Origin of the sequence: Pseudoalteromonas sp. SWXJZ94C (assembly GCF_015864385.1) — a bacterium.
In the GTDB taxonomy this organism is placed as follows: domain Bacteria; phylum Pseudomonadota; class Gammaproteobacteria; order Enterobacterales; family Alteromonadaceae; genus Pseudoalteromonas.
In genome coordinates this window covers 1-22,082 of sequence record NZ_JADYXF010000004.1, presented here as the reverse complement: position 1 = coordinate 22,082, position 22,082 = coordinate 1, and the positions used below count along the sequence as shown (strand labels likewise).

Here is a 22,082-nt window from a genome sequence, read left to right as displayed (position 1 = left end):
TGTTTTATTATTATAATATGTGGACATTATTTGTCTATTATATATAGAATAGTTGTTAAAACTAGTAAAAAAGTATTTTTTTGAAAGGCGTTTTGTGTGCATAAGTTTAACATAACCGGATTAGACCCCGCAGCTAAAGAAATAAAACCGGCTTCCAGCTATGCTATTTTAGCCCCATTGGATAATTTAGCTATAGAATTCGCGTTACATTGCGTTAACCTCGAAGCAAAGAGTAATATTTTTGTTATTTCTTCTCAAATAGAGTCATTTTTTGAGTCGCCTTTCTCTAATGTGCTATTTGATACTTATAAACAATCGCGCGTTCACTCATTTTCTTTTACCAAAGAAATTGCCGATTGGGGAATTAAGCGTATTAGCCACGGTATTATTAAAGAGCTAAATGGTTATGAAGGTATAAGTAATTCATTAATACTGCTCCATTTTAGTACCGAGCAGTTGCAGGACTTTAATGATGCTCAAATTGAGCAACTTATTGTTCAATACAACCAGTTTTTAGCAAATACAAATGCTAGTTTATTATTTCTAATTTCAGGCCCTGAAGTGGCTAACTTTCGATTTTTAGTCAGACGTCTTAATAAGTTATTTAGCGGGATTGTTTTTGTAGATAATGATTCATCAATGCGAGTACTTGAATACGATTATTGGAGTCATGGGACTGGCGTTTTATCGAATGTTCAATACTCGTTAATGGTTAAAAATAACCGATTTGTCGTTGAAGAAAATGTATTAGAGAAAAACGAACCTAACAATCTAAAACTTAACGATGAGGATGATGTGTGGCTAGTTCAAAACTCAGTGCCTGAGGGAACAAAATTACCTACATACTACCAAACAGTTAAAGAAAATAGCGACTTATTTGATAAAGGACCAAGGCTTACTGCGGCAACCTTAGTATTTTCAGTTACTCGTTACACCGACTTGGCTGATTTAGGTAAGCAATGTTTTGAGCTTAGAAAAAACTGTGGACGCTGGTTAAAATTAGTTATTCAGAATGTAGACGGTATTATCAGACATCAAGATGAATGTTTGTTTTTAACCCTAGGTGTAAACTTAATCTTATATAGTTTTTCAGAGCCTTCTCGTTTGCTCTCGCAGATTCAGTCTATTCAGGGGTTTCAGTTTTCAAGACCCCTACCACCTTCAGTTGAGCATGTACTACAGTATACGGAGAATACTTTTTCGAAAGGTTATTTACCGTTTATTGATTTTACAAGACAAGTTGAAGTGCACAGCGATTCTGCAGTTAATTTAGGGGTTAGTGGGGTGTTAGTTATTTTAGAGTTACTCCCAAGAATTGACCCAATTCATCCTCTGCATTTATTTCATATAAAACGTGAGGGTGATGTATTTAGTGTAGCGGAAAATAAAGTGTACTTATATTTGCACGCATGCAGAGAAAATGATGTTACAAACGCCATAAAGCATTTGTTTAAATTAGAAACGAGTGATTTTTTTGCTCAACAAAATGTGATTTCTGATCATTTTTATATTCAACAAGAATGTAAGCAATTACGTCGATATTATAGAGATAAAAATGTACCAGACCTTACCGAACAACTTAAAGAAAATGATAGTTACAAATATGTACCCGATTTAACACAAAGCCCTAAAGTCGATATTGGTACGCCGGAGTTTTTTACTCAAACTCGTCCAGATGCAAAGCCCTTTATAATGAATAGAAGGTAGTTATAAATGAGTATCAATCAGTTTTTAATTACAGTGTTTTTTGCCGTTTTACTCGGTGTTTTATTAGCATTAACGAGCCGCTACCTATCTGTAAAGTTTAAAAAGTTCTACTACAAAATGACGTTTAGACATGAAGTGTTAGAGCCCTATATACCTAAAAATAAAAGTAAGGAAAATAAGTGAAACTGTCTGGATTAGGGGTGTGGAACCTTTATTTTATTGTGAAATTTGCTCTGTTTTATTATGGTGCAATCGACTTTGATTTTTTAAGTAATGCAGCATTTGCAGCTCTTTTGGCTATTCAATTGAAAGATGTTCGTATTGAGAAAGTTAAGCATGCTATTGCTATCGTGATTGCGGTAATACTGCTTTATAAGGACTCTTGGCTTCCTCCAATAAACCGTTTGACTAAGCAAGCGGGTAATGTCCAAGATTTTAGTTTTGGGTACTTTATTGAGTTAATAGGGCGAGTTATAAATGTAGATATGCTGCTTGGGTTTTTTATCATCGTTATATTGTTTTGGTATAGCTCGCAATGGATTAGATTTACTACAGTGACCATTGCTGGTTTGATGTTTATTGGTTGGCAAGGGCAAAGTAGTCTAACAAATAATAATGCCAATCAAGTCGCAGGTAATAACTTTGCTGCAGAACCTCAAAATAGAGAGTCAATTGTAACAACGGAAACTCAATCTCCAGAACAAAAGCTGAAAGATTTTTACCAGCAACAAAGCTTATTAACAAGCCATTTCCCACAAGAATATAATGGTGAAATGTTTGACGTTATTATTTTAAATATTTGTTCTATGGCTGTAGATGACTTAAATACGATTGGTGTTAGCGTAACTGACATGTATAAAGATTTTGATGTTGTTTTTTCTGACTTCAATTCAGCAACATCATACAGTGGGCCTGCAGCTATCAGATTGCTTCGAGCGAGTTGTGGGCAAACAAGTCAAACTGCATTATTTAAAGATGCGCCAGAGCAATGTTACTTATTTAAAAACTTAGAAAAACTTGGGTATCAAAATAATATAGTAATGAATCATGATGGACATTTTGATGAGTTTAAAGGATTAATTAAGAAAAATGGCGGTTTAGATTCAAAGCCATTTAATATTGATTCTATGCCTGTTGCGCAATATGGTTTTGATAATAGCCCTATATATTCAGACGGAGCTGTTTTAAATGGTTGGCTCGATACTGATGCAAAAGATTGTGCGCCGTGTGCTATGTACTACAACACAATTAGCTTGCATGATGGCAATCAATTCGTTAATCATGCAAGAACAACGAGTCAAGAAAGCTATCCAACCAGACATGAAAATTTGTTTTCTGATATTAATAAATTTATTAAAAACTTAGAGAAACGTGATCGAAATGTCATGTTAATGATTGTGCCTGAACATGGTGCAGCGTTAAAAGGTGATAAAGTACAATTTGCTGGATTACGTGAAATACCAAGCCCAGCTATTGTTTCTGTGCCAGTGGCTATCAAGTTTATAGGTCCTGATGTTCAAAGTTACTCGCAAATAGTAATTGATGAGTCAACAAGCTACTTTGCACTCTCAGAGTTAATAAGCAAAACACTGCAAACAAATTTATTTGGTGGCAATAGCAGTATTGCTAACCTACTAGAAAACTTACCGAAAGCGCCAAAAGTAGCTGAAAATGCCGATACTATTATGATGTATGTAAATAAGCGACCTTACATACAACTAGATGGTGGTGATTGGTCTGCATACCCTCAAGGCAAGTAATAAATTAAAAAGCCTATAATGTAGGCTGACATTACAAATACGGGTACTTATTTGATAAGTACCCGTATTTATCCTCACTTTGGCTTTGGTTTAACTCTTTAATCAATTTCGTCCAAAAATGTTTACAATAAACTACCTTCTCAAAGCTACTTAGCGTATTATTCTGCCAATATAGTTTTTCCTTCTTTGAGGATGTATGCGTCTAGATATTCACTGTGCTGATCGAATTGGTATCGCCCAAGAAATCCTTAATATTTTAGTTAACTACAGCGTTGATTTGAAAGGAATTGAGGTTGATTCGGTTAACTGTCGTATGTATGTAAGTTTCCCTGAAATTGAGTTCGAACAATTTCAAAAAATTATGCCCTCTATTCGTCTAATTGATGGTGTACATGATGTACGTACTACTGCATTTTTACCTTCTGAACGTGAGCATAATGAACTAAACACATTGCTGCGCGCATTACCTGATGGTGTTATTTCTATTGATGCTAAAGGCTGGGTACGTTTGTGTAACGATGCAGCCTGCAAAGATTTACAGCTAAATGAAAAAGACGTTATTGGTGAAAATATTAATAACTTGCTTAAAGGCTTTAATTTTACTCGATGGTTAGAAAGTAAAGAAGTGCTGGGGCAAACTACCCGAGTGGAAGTGGCAGGAGAAGACTTTATTGCAGATATTTTACCTATTGCAGTACCGCAAGGTGGTGAAGGTGACGTACTTGCTGGCGCTGTTATTAATATTAAATCGCAAAGTCGTTTAGGTCAGCAAGTAAGTGCTTTTAGGCGCTATGGGCAAGAAAGCTTTGCAACTATTCATAACTTCAGTACTGCTATGCGCCGTGTTGTACGTGAAGCCCGAAAAATGTCACAACTAGAAGCACCAATACTAATTACAGGCGAAACAGGCACTGGCAAGGAGTTGCTTGCTAGGGCGTGCCATTATGCCTCTAATCGTTCAGTTAAGCCTTTTATTGCTTTGTCGTGTGCATCACTTCCTGATGATGTAGCTGAGTCTGAATTGTTTGGTTACGCAGGTTATGAAGACAATACAGCACCTAAACGTGGTGTGCTTGAGCAAGCTGATGGTGGCACGGTATTTTTAGATGAAGTTGGCGAAATGTCGACTCAATTGCAAACTAAATTATTGCGATTTTTGCAAGATGGTACATTTAGAAAAGTAGGCGACGAAAACGAAGTTAAAGTAAATGTGCGCATTATTGCTGCAACACAAAAAGATTTACCAGCAATGGTGCAAGAAGGCGTTTTTAGAGAAGATTTATATTATCGTATAAATGTTTTAACGTTAGAAATTGCCCCGTTACGGGATAGAAAAGCCGACGTAGGACCACTTGCAGAACATTTTATTCAAAAGTACGCTCAGCAAAACGGGCATGATGTGCCTCTTTTATCACAAGAGTGTTTGAGCTTTTTGCAAGAATATCCGTGGCCGGGTAATGTTCGCCAACTAGAAAATGCAATTTACCGTGCAGTGTCGTTATTAGATGACAGCGAACTACGTGTTGAGCATTTACAGCTGCCTACATTTACACACGAATTAGGATACTTAGAGTCAGATTTTGAAGGCTCGCTTGACCAAGCAGTAAAACGCTTTGAAGCAACATTGTTGCGTAAGCTCTATCCTGCTTATCCTAGCTCTCGCCAATTAGCAAAACGGTTAGGTTTGAGCCATACAGCTGTTGCGAATAAATTACGTGACTACGGTATTAACCGTAAAACTGTAAAAGTGTAATTGACGCAAAAATATTAAAATATGAGGGCTAATTTTTAGTCCCCATATTTTTTGTAACCCCATCGATAGCAATTGTTTCTATGCCGTCATCATTAAAGTTCATAATAATACTGGTATTATTTCGAGTGAAAAAATAACTGCGATCATTAAGCTCTATAACGTAATCACCTTTAACTGAATTACTAAATTCCTGCTTTTTAAGTACAACCGTGTGCTCACCAATTTGCCAATTAAAACCCTGTATAAAACCATTATTAAACTCTTGTACCCAGACCTGATTTTCATCTTTTGAAAGTGTAATTGCTACTGAATATGAATTAGGAATTTGATCCATATTGTAACTTTTGGAGCCAATAGTGAATTTTCCCGAATTTTGTTGCCAAGCAAAACCAAATTCAAATGGTTTTTCAATGCCTGTCGGGTAGGTAATTGTTCCGCTACCAGGTAAGCTAAAGTCAGCAAGTGCATTATTACTCGCTGCTAAAAACATAGTAGCGATAAGTATATTTAATTTTAATTTCATAAAATAATTTTTTTTTGTATTTATAACTTTAGATTAAAACAGAATATTCGTCATCGCAAGTGCCTGTGCTACACTCAGGTAAATTAAACTGGTAAGACCTTTGCTGTGAACTTATATTTTAGACTTCTTTTACTGTTTTTTAAAATTAAACGTAATCAAGAATACCAAGACTTACTCGATACAGTAGATATTGATTACAAATCGCTGCCTACTGATTGTGATATAAATCTACATCTAACGAATTCTCGTTATTTAGCAATGATGGATCTATCTCGTACGTGGATGACCGAACGCGTAGGTTTGCTTAAACAAATTTTAAAACGTCGTTGGTTTCCTATTGTTAATGCAACCGCAATTACCTATATTCGCGATATTAAACCCATGCAGCGCTATACAATTAGTACAAGGTTAGTTGGGTGGGATCATAAGTATTTTTACATCGAGCAAAAGTTTCATTCAGTGCGTGGTTTACATGCTATTGCCTACGTAAGAGGGGTATTTAAAAGCAAAAAGGGTATTATAAGCATTGAAGAAATGCTTGAAGTTGCTGGTTTTGAGGGGAAAACACCTATATTACCTAGTGAAGTAATGCACTGGAAAGAAATGCTAGAGCAAAAAAAGATAAATAATTTACCCAAATAGCGTATTTAAGAATACGAAAATAAAAAAAAGGCCTTTCGACCTTTTACACACACATATATTAAAAGCACTTTTTAGAAGCTATATTTAACGCCAAACATTGCCACAATAGGGTCTAGCTCAACAGTTGAAGTTAGTGCTTTTGCTCCATTAGCGTATACAGTCGCATCGGTATCAATATCCATAAGCGATACCATTGCGTGTAGTCCCCATTTTTTATTGATTTTATAGTTAGCACCTACTTGCGCCACAAAACCAAAAGAATTATCTAGTTTTACTTCCACGTCGTCTGTTCCCAGCGTAGTTTTAAGTGCTTGTGATGGTTGCTCATCAAAAAAGATTGTGTAGTTTATACCTACACCTACAAATGGTCTAAGTGCATAGCTTGTGTCTAAAAAGTGATATTGCGCAATAAGCGAAGGTGGCAGTTGCTTTATATCAGCAATTTTATTACCGGCTAAACCACCAGTTCCATTTACATCATGAGAAAAAGGTGTTGATGCAATGAGTTCTAATACCCACTTATCGTTAAATGCATAATCCACTGTAATACCTAACTGAGTATCTGAATCGCCTTTAAGCCCTAAGGTAGGGGCTTCATTGATTGATGAACTACTGTTGTCAGGATTTATGTTTATAGCGCCAACATTTACGCTAAAGTTAGCGTGTGCAGCAGGAGATAGCGCCAATAAAGAGGTTAATAATGCAATGCTAATAGTGGTTTTCATGTTGTTCTCCAAGAACTACTTTTTGATTGACACTATTATTGCAGCGCTAAAAAAATATAAACCTGTTCTAGATCAAAGTTTCAAAAATGATTGAATATTGTGAAATTATTTATTGATATAGATTAATTTTAGAGTCGATTTATAAAACAACAATTGACATTTATATACTCATTTAGCTCGTTGGATTTATTAATGCTGAACCACTAAACTAGGCTTTTTATTTTTCGAGGTTACATTTATTAAATTGGATTCGTTTTAATATTGAAAGCTCAATATGCTTAGCCTTATTTTAAATAACGCTTTGCTTTATTTTCTTTTACACTTTGAAGATCGACTAAAACCAAACCATCTATACAATAATTAAAATCTGGATCGATACTAAAGCTTAAAAATTTCACACCGTTTGATTTACACAATTCAGTGTATTGTTTAAATAAAGTAGGCACCTGAGTGTCCATATTAGCAAGTACATGCTTTAGTTCTACAAAGTCATCTTTTACGTCGTTACCACTAAACACAGTGTGGCATTGCATTAGTTGTTGCTCACTTAGTTTAAATTCATTGTTTGGCTTAGCGAGGTCCACATCGCTTTTATAATAATATTGATAATAATACACCAACATAGCCTTTGCCTGCTCTGGTAGTGCATTAGACACCGTTACCGCGCCAAATAAATAACGATATTGAGGATGATTTTTTATAAAAGCTCCAATGCCATACCATAAATAATCAAGACTTTTGCGACCCCAATATTTAGGTTGTACAAAGCTACGACCAAGTTCTATTCCTTGCTGTAGGTAAGGAGTCATTGCATTGGTGTAAGTAAATAAGCTATCTGTATAAAGGCCTTCTCTTCCATGCTTTTTAATAATATCTGCTGCGCAGGCTAAACGATATGCACCGACTAATTCTAATTGTTCAGGGTCCCATAGCACAAGATGCTGATAATCCATATCATACTTGTCTATATCACGTCGTTTACCACTGCCTTCACCCACGGCTCTAAACGCTATTTCTCTCAAACGCCCTAATTCTCTAAATACGCAAGAGCTCCCCGTATATTGATAAAGATATATGTGCATTGCGTCTTGTGTTTTACCCAAAATTTGACATTGTTCAATCGCTTTTTTAAGTTCTTTTTTACACTCGGGTATAGCAATGGGCATTTGCGTTTTTAGTGGTAGTATTTTTTTAGTTGTTAATCTATATAGCTGTTTACGAATTAGATTTACTATTTCTTTGTCTTTTAGGTTTTCTATTAAATAAGATTCTGGAGGAATAGATGCGCCAATTTCAAATTCTAATGATTTTTGACGTTGTTTAAACATTTCTTTTACTAACAATAGACTCGCAAGAGGTTTGTAAATAATTGAAGTACCATAAAATAGTGGGCTATTTTTAGCTTTAATAAATATCGGTAAAATAGGGCAATTTGCTTTTTTAGCCATACGTAAAAAGCCGCTATTCCATTTACAATCTTTTATACCTGTAGGGCTTAAGCGTGAAACTTCACCTGCTGGGAATATTAATAAAGTCCCTTCATTTTTTAAATGCTGATGAATATTATTTAGTTCTATTTTTTTACTCATTCCGGATAAATTGTCTACAGGTAATAATAGGTCGCGCATAGGCTCTACCGACATTAGCATGCGATTAGCCACTACTTTTAAGTCGGGCCTTACTGTTGAGAGTACTTTTATCAAAGCCAGTGCATCTAGTGAGCCAATGGGGTGGTTTGCGACAATAATTAACTTGCCTTCACTTGGTATATGTTCAATTTGCTTTGGTTTGTAGCGAGTATTAAAATCAAGTTCATCAAGTACTTGCTCTACAAACTCAAGCCCTTGTAAGTGAGGGTAGGCATTGCCAAAGGCAACAAACTCTTGTTCATTTAATAAGTACTTTAAGCCTTTTTTTACAACACTAGTCACTTTTGGTGAGTTTTTTAATTGCGGTAAATTTACTGTTATTACGTCATCAATACTGATCATATTAACCTCTATTACACGTTGATATATTTTCCATTGGAATAGAGTAAAAAAGAGGTGTGACAGTTACTTTGCAGTTGTGTGATTTTTTAAAGTATTAATTAGGCAAAGCAACGTTTTACTCATAAATATAATTACTTTATATTTATGAGTAAAACTTTATAAGGAGTAGGTATGTCAGTATTAGTTGCTATTACAGGGCGAGATAACACAAAGTTAATGGCGCAATTACAAGCACGTTTACCCGCTATTCGTATTGAGGAGTGGCCAGATTGCCTCAACGTAGAGGATATAGACTTTGTGCTTGCTTGGAATGCTCCTGAATCTATGTGGGCGCAGTTACCTAACTTAAAAGTGGTGTCATCATTTGGTGCGGGAGTTGATAGCATCGATTTAAAACAATTAGCTGAGCATATTGATGTTGTTCGCATTGTTGATGATCAACTAGCAGAAGATATGGCTGAATATGTGCTTACACATATTTTAGCTCAAAAACTGCGTTTAAATGAATACTTTATTAAGCAGGCTCAGCAGTGTTGGAAACCTAAACGCGCTCATAACCATAAAAATGTGGGCATATTAGGTTTCGGTGAATTAGGTAAAAAATGTGCTCAAAAACTGGTTGAAAATAGTTTTAATGTAAGTGGATGGGCACAAAGTTATAAAAGCTCTACAAGTGTTCATGTTTATTATGGTGAGCAGGGGTTAGATGAAATGCTCACACATATAGATTATTTAGTGTGTTTGTTGCCACTTACAAATGCTACAAGGGGGATTATTAATAAAACATTACTAGAGAAACTTTCACCTCATGCTGTTGTTATTAATGTAGCTCGTGGTCAGCATGTTGTTGAGCAAGATTTATTAACTGCACTAAATAATGAGAGTGTGCGAGCAGCTACCCTTGATGTTTTTGATCAAGAGCCATTAAAAAATGATCATCCATATTGGCAACATCCAAAAATAACGTTAACACCTCATTGTGCTGCATTGTCTGATTTAAATAGTGTTATAAACCAGATAGTAGAAAATATCGAATGTTTAAATGAGGGTAGCAAGCTAAATAATCTAGTAGATAGAACTAAAGGTTATTAAGTGACAAGTAAATAGTTTAAAAAACAGCTTGTTTACACATGTAATTTTTATTATTGTTAAAAAAGATTCTCACAAATAAAAATTATAAAGAGGGTGTCATGAAATCAAATCAAAGTGGCGTTAAGTTAAGTTTTATTATTATTTCAATTATCGTTTTGGGTGTTTCTGCTTGGTTTAATCAGGCGAATGCTGAAGATGCCCCTCATAAAAAACAAAACAATTCAGAATTAATAGAAACTATTGATAACGGTTAATAGCTTACCCTTTTTACAATGAGCACTTTTGATTATTACTTAAATACAATTTTAACGCGGTATTTAGGCATACTACTAAGTGCCTCAAAGTAAATTTACTTTATGGTTATTTACTCTTTTTAATTGAATGTATAGCTTCATCATCAGTATTTATTTCTAAAAATAAAAAACTAAATAATATTGAAAGACGATAGTATTTTTCAATGTTAAATTTTAGATAATAAAAAGCCCAGCATTAACTGGGCTATAAAATATTCTAAGGATAAGGATTAACTTTGGGCTACATTAAATTGCCCAAATGTATAAACCTTAAACAAATAAAATGTGTTGATCAACACTAAACTCATATTTGAAATAACACTCGACGACATAAGATCTAGGCTAAATGATAAAAATAACAGACCACAAGCACTAACAGCGGCAACGCGTAGCAGTGTTATATGGTTAATGAAGAATGCACCTAAACCTAGTGCAAGTAGTATTGTGTTTAAAAGCCAATCTAGCTCATTTAGCATGGTCGTTTCAATAGTTCAGTTGTTGAAAAAAGGAGCGCCATTATGTTGATCTTTTGCACACCTTTCAACCAAGTAATTTTAAATTTTCAGATTAGTTTTTTTAATGCTAAAAGTATTTATAAATAGCAGAAAATAAACCCTTATCGACTATTACTTGATACCTTTGGCAACTATGTGGGTTTTTTAAATCACTGCATAAATAAAGATATTTACGTTTAGAATCGAGTTGTGGGTGCAAGTTTGAGTCAATAATTGTGGCACCGTACCCGAATACACCAGACCAGTAGATGCTTTCACTCACCATTCCTAATTTTTTATAGGTAAGTAGCGTTGGCTTTGGAAAAGCTAAAATAATGACTGCTACGATACTTAAAGTTATGAATAACCCTTTTTTTGGTTTATTTATTTTTTTTGTATTATTAGAATTTGAGCTAGAAATTGTTTGATTAGGTTTTGCAGTTGCTGGTTGACGCTTACTTTTTTGTATTGTTTTTTTTCTTGTTGGGGTTTTCCCAAGCAAGGATTGTTTATTTGGTACTTTTGACATAATGCAAATTTGGCCTTTTTTACATAGATCTCTATAATTAAACGAGTAAATTTATATACTAAGCTAATTAATATGATAACTTAAACTTAGCTAATAGCCTATTGAGGAATAAAGATGAATGCGCAGCTATCAATTTTAATTGTAGATGACGTTAGCACCGTGCGTAGCTTTTTGAGCCAAACGCTCATGCACTTAGGGATAGAAAACGTAAAAGAAGCATCCACTGCATCACAATGTATCAGTGAGTGCCAGGCTATAAATTATAATATAATCTTTTTAGATATTGAATTACCAGATGGTGATGGTAAAGAGTTAATCGCACAGATTAATGAACTAAGCCCTGAAACAAATGTAGTCATGGTATCGGCTCATTCTGGAATCGAAAATGTAAAAGATGCGATAGACAAAGGCGCTAAAGGGTTTGTAGTAAAACCATTTACACCTAAAAAAATAGCAGCAATGCTTAAGAAGTTTTATCCAGACTTAGAAAATGTGTAATTAAATATACCAATCTGCAATAACACTTAATCAATTTGAGGGATTAAATCTGACGCTAACAGGGTTAAAAATTTCTGATATACCGCTGCATGGATGAAGGAGGTAGAGCAATGCAGGAGCAATTGCCGAGAACAATTAAATAACGAAATTTTTTCCTTGTCGTTGTTAAGGATTTTTTATCTCAAAATAGATTACTTAATTAGGCGAATTGGTATTAAAAAAGATAATTAAATTTAGAATAAAAAAAAACCGGCAAAAGCCGGTTTTTTATATTCTAACAAAAACAAATTATAGAGCTTTAATTTTAGCTGCTATGCGACTCTTATGACGAGCTGCTTTGTTTTTGTGGATTAGACCCTTAGTTGCGTAACGGTCTAGGATAGGTGTTGCAACAGTAAAAGCTTGCTGTGCAGCTTCTTTATCGCCCGCTTCAATAGCAACAAGTACTTTTTTGAAGTATGTGCGCATCATTGAACGACGGCTTGCGTTGTGCTGGCGGTTCTTTTCGCTTGTTATAGCGCGTTTTTTTGCAGACTTGATGTTAGCCAAGGTTTGCTCCTAACAATCTTAAAATAAAGCTTAAAATAAAGGCGGTGGAATATGCCTGTTTCTATCATGGATGTCAATTTAAATTTAACGACCCAAGAAAAACTGCACCATATAACGAGCATCAATTTGCCGCTTTAGCAGTTAATACCGACATTGTAACAAAGCACAGACCCCCAGCCTAGTGCTTTAAAGCGATTTATAAAAAAGACTGTGGCATAATTGCATCAATTACGTATTTTTGAGTGGATTTAAGGTGTCAAAAGGTTTATTTCGGTCGGGTATGATTGTTAGCTGTATGACCATGATATCGCGAGTTTTAGGGCTTGTGCGGGACGCTGTGGTTGCTAATTTGTTAGGTGCAAGTGCAGCAGCAGATGTTTTTTTGTTTGCGAACCGTATTCCTAACTTTTTACGCCGCTTATTTGCTGAAGGAGCCTTTGCTCAAGCATTTGTACCAGTCTTAAGTGAGATTAAAGAGCAACAGGGCGACGATAAGGTTAAACTTTTTGTTGCGCAGGCTGCTGGTACTTTAGGTACTATTTTACTTATCGTTACTATTATTGGTGTTGTTGCCTCTCCTGTTATTGCCGCATTATTTGGTACCGGTTGGTTTATTGATTGGTGGCAGGGTGGAGCGAATGCAGAAAAGTTTGAACTTGCCAGTTCATTACTTAAATTAACGTTTCCTTATTTATTTTTTGTGAGCTTAGTTGCACTTAGCGGCGCAGTAATGAATGTGTACAATCGTTTTGCCGTAGCTGCATTCACTCCAGTCTTACTTAATGTTTCTATTATCACATGCGCCATTTTTTTACATGATAAGTTTTCGGTAGGTGCTTACTCACTCGCCATAGGTGTATTTGTTGGTGGTGTTGTGCAGTTGCTATTTCAATTGCCATTTTTGTATCGTGCAAAAATGTTGGCTCGACCGCGCTGGGCTTGGCAAGACGAAAACGTAAAAAAGGTACGCAAACTTATGTTACCAGCATTGTTTGGTGTATCTATTAGCCAAATTAATCTTTTGCTTGATACGATGATTGCCTCGCTACTCATGACCGGTTCAATTGCGTGGCTATATTATTCTGATCGTTTAATTGAATTTCCACTCGGATTGTTTGGCATTGGCATTGCCACGGTAATTTTGCCTGCGCTATCTAAACTTCATAGTAGTAAAAAAAGCAGCGATTTTCAGCATACGTTAGATTGGGGGGTTCGGTTTGTTATATTTTTAGGCTTACCGGCAATGATCGGTTTAATGATAATTAGTCCATTAATTATCACTGTGTTGTTTGATCACGGTGCATTTAAAGAAGACAGTGTTGATCATGTGAAAGCAGTGAGCTTGGGCGTTATGGCTTATTCGGTAGGGTTAGTTAGTTTTATGCTTATAAAAATATTAGCCCCTGGATTTTATGCTCGTCAAGATACAAAAACACCTGTACGTATTGGTATAATTACTTTGGTACTAAATATGGTGTTTAATATTATGCTTGCTCCTTTTATTGGCTATTTAGGTTTGGCGCTAGCTACCTCAATGTCGGCGAGTTGTAATGCTTTTTTACTTTATAGGCAGCTTAAAAAAGAAGGGGTATATCAATTTTCCTCTATGAGTTTATATTTTACGCTTAAATGCATAGTGGCAAGTTTGGTTATGGGGGTTGTCGTTTGGTTTACTGCGCATCACTATAATTGGTCTAGTTGGGGCTTTACAGAGCAAGTTATGCTGCTTACAGCATTATTAGTTATTGCAGGCGTAAGCTATTTTACAATGCTGTTTTTGATGGGCGTTAGACTAAATACGATAAAAAGTGTAGCAATTACTGAATCAAATTAAAAAAAAGATTATAATCGGCAACTCTGCGGCTTTTATCACTTTTGGTCGCAATTAATAACTCGCTAAAAAGGCAATTAGGTAGCATGGAGTTAATTAGAGGTATACACAATATTCGTCCGCAACATTTTGGTTGCGTGCTTACTATTGGTAATTTTGATGGTATTCACTTAGGTCATGCTGAAGTACTAAAAGGTTTGCTCGCTGATGCTAAAGTGCACCGTTTACCTAGCACTGTGATGCTGTTTGAACCTCAGCCACAAGAGTTTTTTGCTAAAAACAATGCACCAGCACGATTAACGCGCTTACGAGATAAACTACGTTTATTAAGTGACTTAGGAATTGAACGTGTTATTTGCATCAGTTTTAATCAGCAATTTGCAAATATGCGTGCCGAGCAGTTTGTTAGTGATATTTTAATTAAAAAGTTAGGCGTTAAAGCATTAACGGTTGGCGATGATTTTAAGTTTGGTAAGCAACGCCAAGGTAATTTTGACTTACTCTACAGCATGGGTAAACAGGCGGAAATGGATGTTAAAAGCACCGCGAGTTTTCGTCAATTAAATGCTAGAGTAAGCAGTACTTTAATACGTGATGCCTTAGCCACTGGCGATTTAACCAGTGCGAAAGTAATGCTTGGTCATGACTATGCTATTTCAGGCCGTGTTATACACGGTTGGAAAAGAGGGCGAGAGCTAGGTTTTAGAACGGCAAATATTGCGCTTAAACGTCAAGTTTGCCCTGTAAATGGTGTGTTTGCTGTGCAAGCAACGATTGCAGGTAAATTGATTTATGGGGTGGCAAATATTGGTAATAAACCCACGTTTAATGGTACTCGTGCATTACTAGAAGTTCATCTTTTTGATTTTGCGCAGGACATTTACGGACAATTTATGCATGTGGAGTTGATAAAAAAACTTCGCGATGAGAAAAAATTCGAGACATTAACACAATTAACGGCACAAATAGCGACTGATGTTGCCGCCGCTAAGCAGTGTTTTGGTTTAAATTAGATAGCCGATAGATACGGAATGTAGGATTAATGAGCGATTATAAACATACTTTGAATTTACCGGAAACACCGTTTCCAATGCGTGGCAATTTGGCACAACGTGAACCAAAAATGCTTAAAGCATGGTATGAAGACGACCTGTATGGTCAAATTCGCAGCGCGAAAAAAGGTAAAAAGACCTTTATTTTGCATGACGGCCCTCCGTATGCAAATGGCGATATTCATTTAGGTCATTCAGTAAATAAAATATTAAAAGACATTATTGTTAAGTCAAAAACATTATCTGACTTTGACTCGCCGTTAGTTCCAGGTTGGGATTGTCATGGTTTGCCAATTGAGTTAATGGTTGAGAAAAAAGTAGGAAAGCCTGGCGTAAAAGTGACAGCTGCAGAATTTCGCGAAAAGTGTCGTGCATATGCAAAAAAACAAGTTGAAGGTCAAAAAGTTGATTTTAAACGTTTAGGTGTATTTGCCGACTGGGATAAGCCTTACTTAACAATGAACTTTGACTTTGAAGCGAATGCAATTCGTGTACTTGGTCGTATTATTGAAAAAGGTCATTTGCATAAAGGCGCTAAGCCTGTGCATTGGTGTACAGACTGTGGTTCTGCATTAGCAGAGGCTGAAGTTGAATACCAAGATAAGCAATCTCCTGCTATTGATGTACGTTTTACTTTTATTGATCAAGATGCTGTTGTTAACGCGTTTGATTTGGCTGATGGTCATAAAGGTGAAGGCAGTGTTGGCACTGTTATTTGGACAACAACACCTTGGACGCTTCCTGCAAACCGCGCAGTGGCTGTGCATGCTGATTTAGAGTATGCATTGGTACAGGTTGAAGATGAAGGTGTACAACAACGTCTGATTTTAGGTTCTGAGCTTGTTAAAGATGCAATGGACCGCTTTGGTTTTAATCACTTTCATGTATTAGGTTACGTAAAAGGTGCTGCGCTTGAAAATTTACAAGTAGCTCATCCTTTTTATGACTTTAATGTACCAGTGATTGTTGCAGAGCACGTTACTACCGATTCAGGTACTGGTGTGGTACATACAGCTCCAGGACATGGTCAAGAAGATTTCGTGGCTGGCTTAAATTACAATCTTGAAGTAGCTAACCCTGTTGGTGCAAATGGTGTTTATTTACCAGATACCGAACTTTTTGCAGGCCAGCATGTATTTAAAGCCAATGCGAGCGTAATTGAAGTATTAAAAGAGCACGATGCATTAATGCATCATCATGCTATTACACATAGTTACCCACATTGCTGGCGTCATAAAACACCAATTATTTTCCGTGCTACACCACAATGGTTTGTAAGTATGGATCAGGCTAACTTGCGCCAAGATTCTCTAGCTGAAATAAAAAATACTCAGTGGTTACCAGAGTGGGGCGAAAGCCGTATTTCTAATATGGTTGAAAGCCGCCCAGATTGGTGTATTTCTCGCCAACGTACATGGGGTGTTCCAATTGCATTGTTTGCAGATAAAGACACTGGTGCGCTTCATCCAAATACCCAAGAACTAATTGAGCAAGCTGCACAGCTTGTTGAAAAAGCAGGTATTCAAGCATGGTACGACCTAGACCCTGCTACATTGCTTGGTGAAGAAGATGCCAAGCAATACATGAAAGTGCAAGATACGTTAGATGTATGGTTTGACTCAGGTGTGTCGCATGCATGTGTTGTAGATGCGCGTGAAGATCTAGTTGGTCCAGCTGATTTATACCTAGAAGGTTCTGATCAACACCGTGGTTGGTTTATGTCATCAATGATGACATCAGTGGCTATTAATGGTCACGCACCATACCGCCAAGTATTGACTCATGGTTTTACCGTTGATGAAAACGGTCGCAAAATGTCTAAGTCACTGGGTAATGTTATTTCACCACAAAATGTGATGAATAAACTAGGTGCTGATATTCTACGTTTATGGGTTGCTTCTACCGATTACACTGCAGAAATGACTGTGTCGGATGAAATATTTAAACGTTCAGCAGATCGTTACCGCCGCATTCGCAACACAAGCCGTTACTTGCTTGCTAACCTAAATGGTTTTGATCCGAAAACAGATCAAGTAGCAGTTAACGATATGGTTGAGCTTGATAAGTGGATTGTTGGTCGTGCAACTCAATTACAAACAGAAATTTTAGCTGCATACGATAGCTACCAAATGTTATTAGTAACGCAAAAGCTAATGAACTTCTGTACAGGTGAGCTTGGCTCGTTTTACTTAGATGTAATTAAAGACCGTCAATACACTGCTAAGAGTGACAGTCACGCACGTCGTTCTTGTCAAACAGCGCTTTATCATATTGCTGAAGCAATGACGCGTTGGATGGCACCTATTATGAGCTTTACTGCACAAGAAATTTGGGAAGCTTTACCAGGCGAGCGCAGCGATTACGTATTTACATCAGTTTGGTATGATGGCTTACAAGCGCCAACTAATAACCAATTTAGTAATGATGACTGGTTAGAAATTCTAACGGTACGTGACGAAGTAAACCGTTTATTAGAAGCTGCACGTAAAGAAGAGATTATAGGTGCAACACTTCAAGCCACTGTTAATTTATTTACAGGTAAAGAGCTTGCAGCTAAATTAAATGCGCTTGGTGATGAGCTGCGCTTTGTATTATTAACATCAGCTGTGAATGTAACTGAAGTTGATAGTCAGCCTGCTGATACACAAACAACTGAAATTGAAGGTTTATTCATTAGTGTTGCTGCAACTGATGCTGCTAAATGCGAGCGTTGTTGGCATTACAGTGAAGATGTAGGTGTTGAACCTGCTCATCCTGAGATTTGTGGTCGTTGTGTTAGTAATGTTGATGGCGAAGGCGAAAAGCGTCAATTCGCTTAGGAGTTATTCTTAGTGAGCAAACTAGCCCAAAAAAGTGGTTTAGTGTGGCTTTGGTTGAGTCTATTACTTTTAGTAATAGACTTTGCCAGTAAAACACTTGTTGTAAGTACTATGGCTTATCAAGAGTCGATAAATTTACTCCCTGTTTTTAGTATTACTTATGTGCATAACTATGGTGCTGCTTATAGTTTTTTAAGTGAAGCGGGTGGTTGGCAGCGTTGGTTTTTAAGTTTTATAGCTATTGCCATTAGTGCTTTACTTGTTTGGTGGTTAAAGCGTCTACCAGCGACAAACAAAGTATTATGTAGTGCATATGCTCTTATACTTGCCGGCGCTATTGGTAATTTATACGATCGTATTGCATATGGTTATGTAATCGACTTTATTCACGTATTTTATAACGACTCGCATTTTCCTGTATTCAATATTGCTGATAGTGCTATTTGTATTGGCGCTGCATTATTGTTATTTGACGCCTTTACAGGTGAGAGTCCGAAGGAGCATAAAGCATGAGCCAAGCTGTAATTGGTGAAAACTCGCAAGTTATTTTTCATTTTTCTATTAAGTTAGAAGATGGCTCTGCTGCGGATTCTACTAAGGTACATAACAAGCCTGCTAAATTAACAATGGGTGATGGCAGCTTAACTGCAAACTTCGAAAAATGTTTATTAGGTTTAACAGCTGGCGAAAGCAAAACCTTTGAACTTGAACCTGAAGATGCTTTTGGTAAGCCAAATCCTGATAATATTTACTATGTTGATCGTAGTAAGTTTGGTCCAGAAACACCTGCAAAAGTAGGTGCCATTATAGCGTTTACGCAGCCTGATGGTACCGAACTTCCTGGTTTAGTACGCGAAGTACAAGGCGAGTCGGTAACAATTGATTTTAATCATCCTTTGGCTGGTCAGCGTTTAACGTTTGAAGTTGATATTATCGAGGTAGAAGGTTAATGGAAATATTACTAGCTAATCCACGAGGCTTTTGCGCTGGTGTTGACCGTGCTATTAGTATTGTTGAACGTGCTTTGGATATTTTTGAAAAGCCAATTTATGTTCGCCATGAAGTAGTGCATAACCGCTATGTGGTTGATGGACTAAAAAGCCGTGGTGCGGTTTTTGTTGAAGAGCTTGATCAAGTGCCAGATGACAGTATTGTTATTTTTAGTGCGCATGGCGTATCACAAGCTGTTCGTAGCGAAGCGAAGCGTCGTGATTTAAAAGTATTTGATGCAACGTGTCCACTTGTAACTAAAGTACATATGGAAGTAACACGTGCAAGTCGTAAGGGCATTGAGTGTATTTTAATTGGTCACCATGGTCATCCTGAAGTTGAGGGAACAATGGGGCAATATGATAATTCAGCAGGTGGAATTTACCTTGTTGAAACCGTTGATGATGTTGTTGCGCTAAATGTAAAAAATGCTGAAAACCTTTTTTACTGTAGTCAAACAACACTCTCTGTTGATGATACAGCGGATGTTATTGATGCATTACGCAAAAAATTTCCGTCAATTGACGGACCTCGTAAAGATGATATTTGTTATGCAACGCAGAATCGTCAAGATGCTGTGCGTGATTTAGCCGATAAAGTGGATGTTTTATTGGTTGTTGGTGCTAAAAATAGTTCTAATTCAAATCGCTTACGCGAACTTGCAGATAAAATGGGCACTACTTCGTATTTAATTGATGATGCAACGGACGTACAAGAGCAATGGTTTACAGAGTCTAAATCGGTTGGAGTAACTGCTGGGGCATCTGCACCAGAAGTACTTGTACAACAGGTTATTAGCCGATTAAAAGAGCTTGGTGGTAAGCAGGTTGTTGAGAACCCAGGCGAAATAGAAACTATTGTGTTCGCTGTTCCTATTGAACTGCGTTAATCTAAATATAGAGTATTAAGCTTAATAAAGGAGAGTCGTTATGAGCAAAGTGCCTCAATCAGATGCATTGCTTTTTTCGGCTCTTTTTAATGACCGAGGAGTATTAGCTTCTTTAGTTGTTACACAAGTTATAGCTATTGTTTTAGCGTTTGCACCCAATGTAGAAGGTGATGTTTGGTTACGCCTTGGTGTAATCAGTTTGTTTTTGCATTTAACTGTACTATTTAGCTCTTCTTCTTTGTATTTTTGCAGATTCTTTTTACAGAAAAAAAATCAACCCATTCAGATTACCTCTTTCTTCACTGTTTTTATATTAAGTACTATTGTATTTAGTTTTTTGTATTCTTATATTGCTTTTGATATTAGAGCGGATGAACAGCTACTTTATTTTATTCTTCGTAACTGTATTATTGTATTTTTATTGGCTGCATTATTTGTTCAATTTTTATTAATTTATTTTGAAAAAGAACAACAAACAAAAGCACTTTCTCGTGCTGAGCTCGACGCATTACAAGCAAGAATACGACCTCATTTTTTATATAACAGTTTAAATACAGCAGCTGAGCTCACTCATCAAGATGCGAATGCTGCAGAGCAAGCTATATTAGCTTTAGCTGCTTTATCGCAAGCGGCAATGCGTTCAGGGCAGAGTGTGCCACTTGAGGATGAAATAGCGTTAAGTAAACAATATGTCTCACTTGAATCTTGGCGTTTTGGCAGTCGTTTAAAAGTTGACTGGCAAATACCAAATGAGTTACCAACACTTGCAATACCATGCTTAACGCTTCAGCCTTTAATTGAAAATGCAGTTTGTCATGGAGTTGAAACTAGCGAAGTTGGTGCGATAATTAAAGTTGAATTACATGTTACAACAGGCTATTTAACAATCATTGTCTCTAATCCTGTAACAGCCAGCGATGCAAAAACAAGGCCTAATAACGGGATGGCACTTGAAAACATTCGGCAACGTTTAAACATTTACTATGATAATAAAGCGCAATTAACGATTACTAACAAAAATGACGTATTTAGAGTAAAAGTTGTGATCCCAAAATATATTGAGAATACTTTTTGAATATACTTATTGTTGACGATGAGCCCCTTGCAAGGGCGCGCTTAAAAAGATTAATTGCTACAAATAAAAACATGACGGTTATCGCAGAGGCAAGCAATGGGAATGAAGCTTTAACACAGGTTAAAAAAGTAGTGCCAGACTTAGTGCTTTTAGATGTTGATATGCCAGGTATTAACGGTTTAGAGGTGGCTAAAGAACTTAATAAATTAATTATCCCACCGGCTATTATTTTTGTTACTGCTCATCCTGAGCATGCTCTAAATGCTATTCAGTTAAGTGCCGCTGGTTATTTAGTTAAGCCTATATCAGAGCAAGCATTGCAAACAGTACTTGAACAAGTGGGTCGTATAAATAAAGCACATTTACAAAAGCAGCAAGTTGCTAAAATAAGTTACCAACTTGCAGGTACACTAAAAAGTGTTGAAATGGACTCTATTTATTATTTCAACGCTGAAGAAAAGTACACAAAAATGGTATTTAAAGGCGCTGAAGCGCTTATTGAACAAAGCTTAAAACAGCTTGAAATACTATATCCTTCACTTGTTTTGCGTATCCATCGTAATACGCTGGTAAATAAGAGTAAAATTATAGCGGTGCATTCTCAAGGCAATGGTAATCATGTAATTCAATTGCAAGGTTGTGATGAATTACTGCCAGTTAGTCGTCGAGAGCTCAAAACTGTTAAAAATGCGCTTTAAATAATATTTACTGAGCCTAACATTTAACTTTATGTAAGTGCGACTCATAGGTTGGATCTTAAGGAATAAAACTTGAAAACATGCTCTGAATTTGATCTGATAGTAATCGCCAAACCACTATCTATCCCAAAAGCAGAGCATGAATAAATATAATACTGAGTTAAACAAAATA

Annotated in this window: 21 protein-coding genes; 15 read left to right on the top strand and 6 right to left on the bottom strand. The window is 36.4% G+C overall.

The features are described 5' to 3' along the window. Positions 1 to 96 precede the first annotated feature (96 nt). The 3 genes from bcsE (at position 97) to tyrR (ending at position 5,220) form a co-directional block, all read left to right on the top strand. Complete coding sequence (bcsE, locus tag I6F65_RS02380; RefSeq protein ID WP_197111398.1) at positions 97 to 1,707, top strand: cellulose biosynthesis protein BcsE; 1,611 nt, start codon at positions 97 to 99, stop codon at positions 1,705 to 1,707. Positions 1,708 to 1,886: 179 nt separating this feature from the next. Then, positions 1,887 to 3,467 (top strand): cellulose biosynthesis protein BcsG, encoded by a 1,581-nt coding sequence (bcsG, locus tag I6F65_RS02375; protein WP_197111389.1) that lies wholly within the window; start codon positions 1,887 to 1,889, stop codon positions 3,465 to 3,467. A gap of 196 nt (positions 3,468 to 3,663) precedes the next feature. Then, entirely contained in the window at positions 3,664 to 5,220 is a 1,557-nt protein-coding gene (gene tyrR, locus I6F65_RS02370) for a transcriptional regulator TyrR (RefSeq protein ID WP_024610234.1), read from the top strand. Positions 5,221 to 5,248: 28 nt separating this feature from the next. Here tyrR and I6F65_RS02365 read toward each other — a convergent pair whose 3' ends face one another. Next, positions 5,249 to 5,743, bottom strand: a complete 495-nt coding sequence (locus I6F65_RS02365; RefSeq protein ID WP_197111379.1) for a hypothetical protein — start codon at positions 5,741 to 5,743, stop codon at positions 5,249 to 5,251. Between the two features lie 105 nt (positions 5,744 to 5,848). Between I6F65_RS02365 and I6F65_RS02360 the strand changes: the two genes are divergently transcribed. Continuing rightward, on the top strand, positions 5,849 to 6,385 hold the full coding sequence (locus tag I6F65_RS02360; RefSeq protein ID WP_166109915.1) for a thioesterase family protein: 537 nt from the start codon (positions 5,849 to 5,851) through the stop codon (positions 6,383 to 6,385). Between the two features lie 71 nt (positions 6,386 to 6,456). Here the strand turns inward: I6F65_RS02360 and I6F65_RS02355 are convergent, their stop codons facing one another. Next, positions 6,457 to 7,110, bottom strand: a complete 654-nt coding sequence (locus I6F65_RS02355) for an OmpW family protein (RefSeq protein ID WP_197111377.1) — start codon at positions 7,108 to 7,110, stop codon at positions 6,457 to 6,459. A gap of 284 nt (positions 7,111 to 7,394) precedes the next feature. Beyond that, positions 7,395 to 9,101: a lysophospholipid acyltransferase family protein gene (locus I6F65_RS02350; RefSeq protein ID WP_197111375.1), complete on the bottom strand. Its 1,707-nt coding sequence runs from the start codon at positions 9,099 to 9,101 to the stop codon at positions 7,395 to 7,397. A gap of 171 nt (positions 9,102 to 9,272) precedes the next feature. On the opposite strand from I6F65_RS02350, the gene I6F65_RS02345 reads away from it, so the two are divergent. Together I6F65_RS02345 and I6F65_RS02340 are read left to right on the top strand one after the other, a co-directional pair. Further along, complete coding sequence (locus I6F65_RS02345) at positions 9,273 to 10,193, top strand: glyoxylate/hydroxypyruvate reductase A (protein WP_197111373.1); 921 nt, start codon at positions 9,273 to 9,275, stop codon at positions 10,191 to 10,193. Positions 10,194 to 10,291: 98 nt separating this feature from the next. Further along, entirely contained in the window at positions 10,292 to 10,447 is a 156-nt protein-coding gene (locus I6F65_RS02340; RefSeq protein ID WP_197111371.1) for a hypothetical protein, read from the top strand. A 269-nt stretch (positions 10,448 to 10,716) separates the two neighbouring features. Here the strand turns inward: I6F65_RS02340 and I6F65_RS02335 are convergent, their stop codons facing one another. After that, on the bottom strand, positions 10,717 to 10,962 hold the full coding sequence (locus I6F65_RS02335) for a hypothetical protein (protein ID WP_024610227.1): 246 nt from the start codon (positions 10,960 to 10,962) through the stop codon (positions 10,717 to 10,719). 106 nt (positions 10,963 to 11,068) lie between these two features. Then, positions 11,069 to 11,509, bottom strand: coding sequence for a hypothetical protein (locus I6F65_RS02330; protein ID WP_197111369.1), 441 nt, complete (start codon positions 11,507 to 11,509; stop codon positions 11,069 to 11,071). Positions 11,510 to 11,623: 114 nt separating this feature from the next. Between I6F65_RS02330 and I6F65_RS02325 the strand changes: the two genes are divergently transcribed. Next, on the top strand, positions 11,624 to 12,007 hold the full coding sequence (locus I6F65_RS02325; protein ID WP_024610225.1) for a response regulator: 384 nt from the start codon (positions 11,624 to 11,626) through the stop codon (positions 12,005 to 12,007). A 288-nt stretch (positions 12,008 to 12,295) separates the two neighbouring features. Here I6F65_RS02325 and rpsT read toward each other — a convergent pair whose 3' ends face one another. Next, the gene (gene rpsT / locus I6F65_RS02320) at positions 12,296 to 12,556 is read right to left on the bottom strand and encodes a 30S ribosomal protein S20 (RefSeq protein ID WP_024610224.1); all 261 of its coding nucleotides are present in this window, start codon (positions 12,554 to 12,556) and stop codon (positions 12,296 to 12,298) included. Between the two features lie 253 nt (positions 12,557 to 12,809). On the opposite strand from rpsT, the gene murJ reads away from it, so the two are divergent. The 8 genes from murJ (at position 12,810) to I6F65_RS02280 (ending at position 21,910) form a co-directional block, all read left to right on the top strand. Next, entirely contained in the window at positions 12,810 to 14,390 is a 1,581-nt protein-coding gene (gene murJ / locus I6F65_RS02315) for a murein biosynthesis integral membrane protein MurJ (protein ID WP_331461411.1), read from the top strand. Between the two features lie 83 nt (positions 14,391 to 14,473). Further along, positions 14,474 to 15,400 carry a bifunctional riboflavin kinase/FAD synthetase gene (ribF, locus tag I6F65_RS02310; RefSeq protein ID WP_024610222.1) on the top strand — a complete coding sequence of 309 codons (927 nt, stop codon included), beginning with the start codon at positions 14,474 to 14,476 and terminating at the stop codon, positions 15,398 to 15,400. 29 nt (positions 15,401 to 15,429) lie between these two features. Next, a complete protein-coding gene (gene ileS / locus I6F65_RS02305; RefSeq protein WP_197111367.1) occupies positions 15,430 to 18,258 on the top strand; it encodes an isoleucine--tRNA ligase in 2,829 nt (942 codons plus the stop codon). A gap of 12 nt (positions 18,259 to 18,270) precedes the next feature. Further along, positions 18,271 to 18,771 carry a signal peptidase II gene (gene lspA, locus I6F65_RS02300; protein ID WP_024610220.1) on the top strand — a complete coding sequence of 167 codons (501 nt, stop codon included), beginning with the start codon at positions 18,271 to 18,273 and terminating at the stop codon, positions 18,769 to 18,771. Then, positions 18,768 to 19,208: an FKBP-type peptidyl-prolyl cis-trans isomerase gene (gene fkpB / locus I6F65_RS02295; protein WP_008166565.1), complete on the top strand. Its 441-nt coding sequence runs from the start codon at positions 18,768 to 18,770 to the stop codon at positions 19,206 to 19,208. The genes lspA and fkpB overlap by 4 nt, the downstream gene beginning before the upstream one ends. After that, positions 19,208 to 20,137: a 4-hydroxy-3-methylbut-2-enyl diphosphate reductase gene (ispH, locus tag I6F65_RS02290; protein WP_166109933.1), complete on the top strand. Its 930-nt coding sequence runs from the start codon at positions 19,208 to 19,210 to the stop codon at positions 20,135 to 20,137. Before fkpB ends, ispH begins: the two co-directional genes overlap by 1 nt. 40 nt (positions 20,138 to 20,177) lie before the next feature. Then, positions 20,178 to 21,212 (top strand): sensor histidine kinase, encoded by a 1,035-nt coding sequence (locus tag I6F65_RS02285; protein WP_024610218.1) that lies wholly within the window; start codon positions 20,178 to 20,180, stop codon positions 21,210 to 21,212. After that, on the top strand, positions 21,209 to 21,910 hold the full coding sequence (locus I6F65_RS02280; RefSeq protein ID WP_024610217.1) for a LytTR family DNA-binding domain-containing protein: 702 nt from the start codon (positions 21,209 to 21,211) through the stop codon (positions 21,908 to 21,910). The genes I6F65_RS02285 and I6F65_RS02280 overlap by 4 nt, the downstream gene beginning before the upstream one ends. The last annotated feature ends 172 nt before the right edge of the window (positions 21,911 to 22,082 follow it).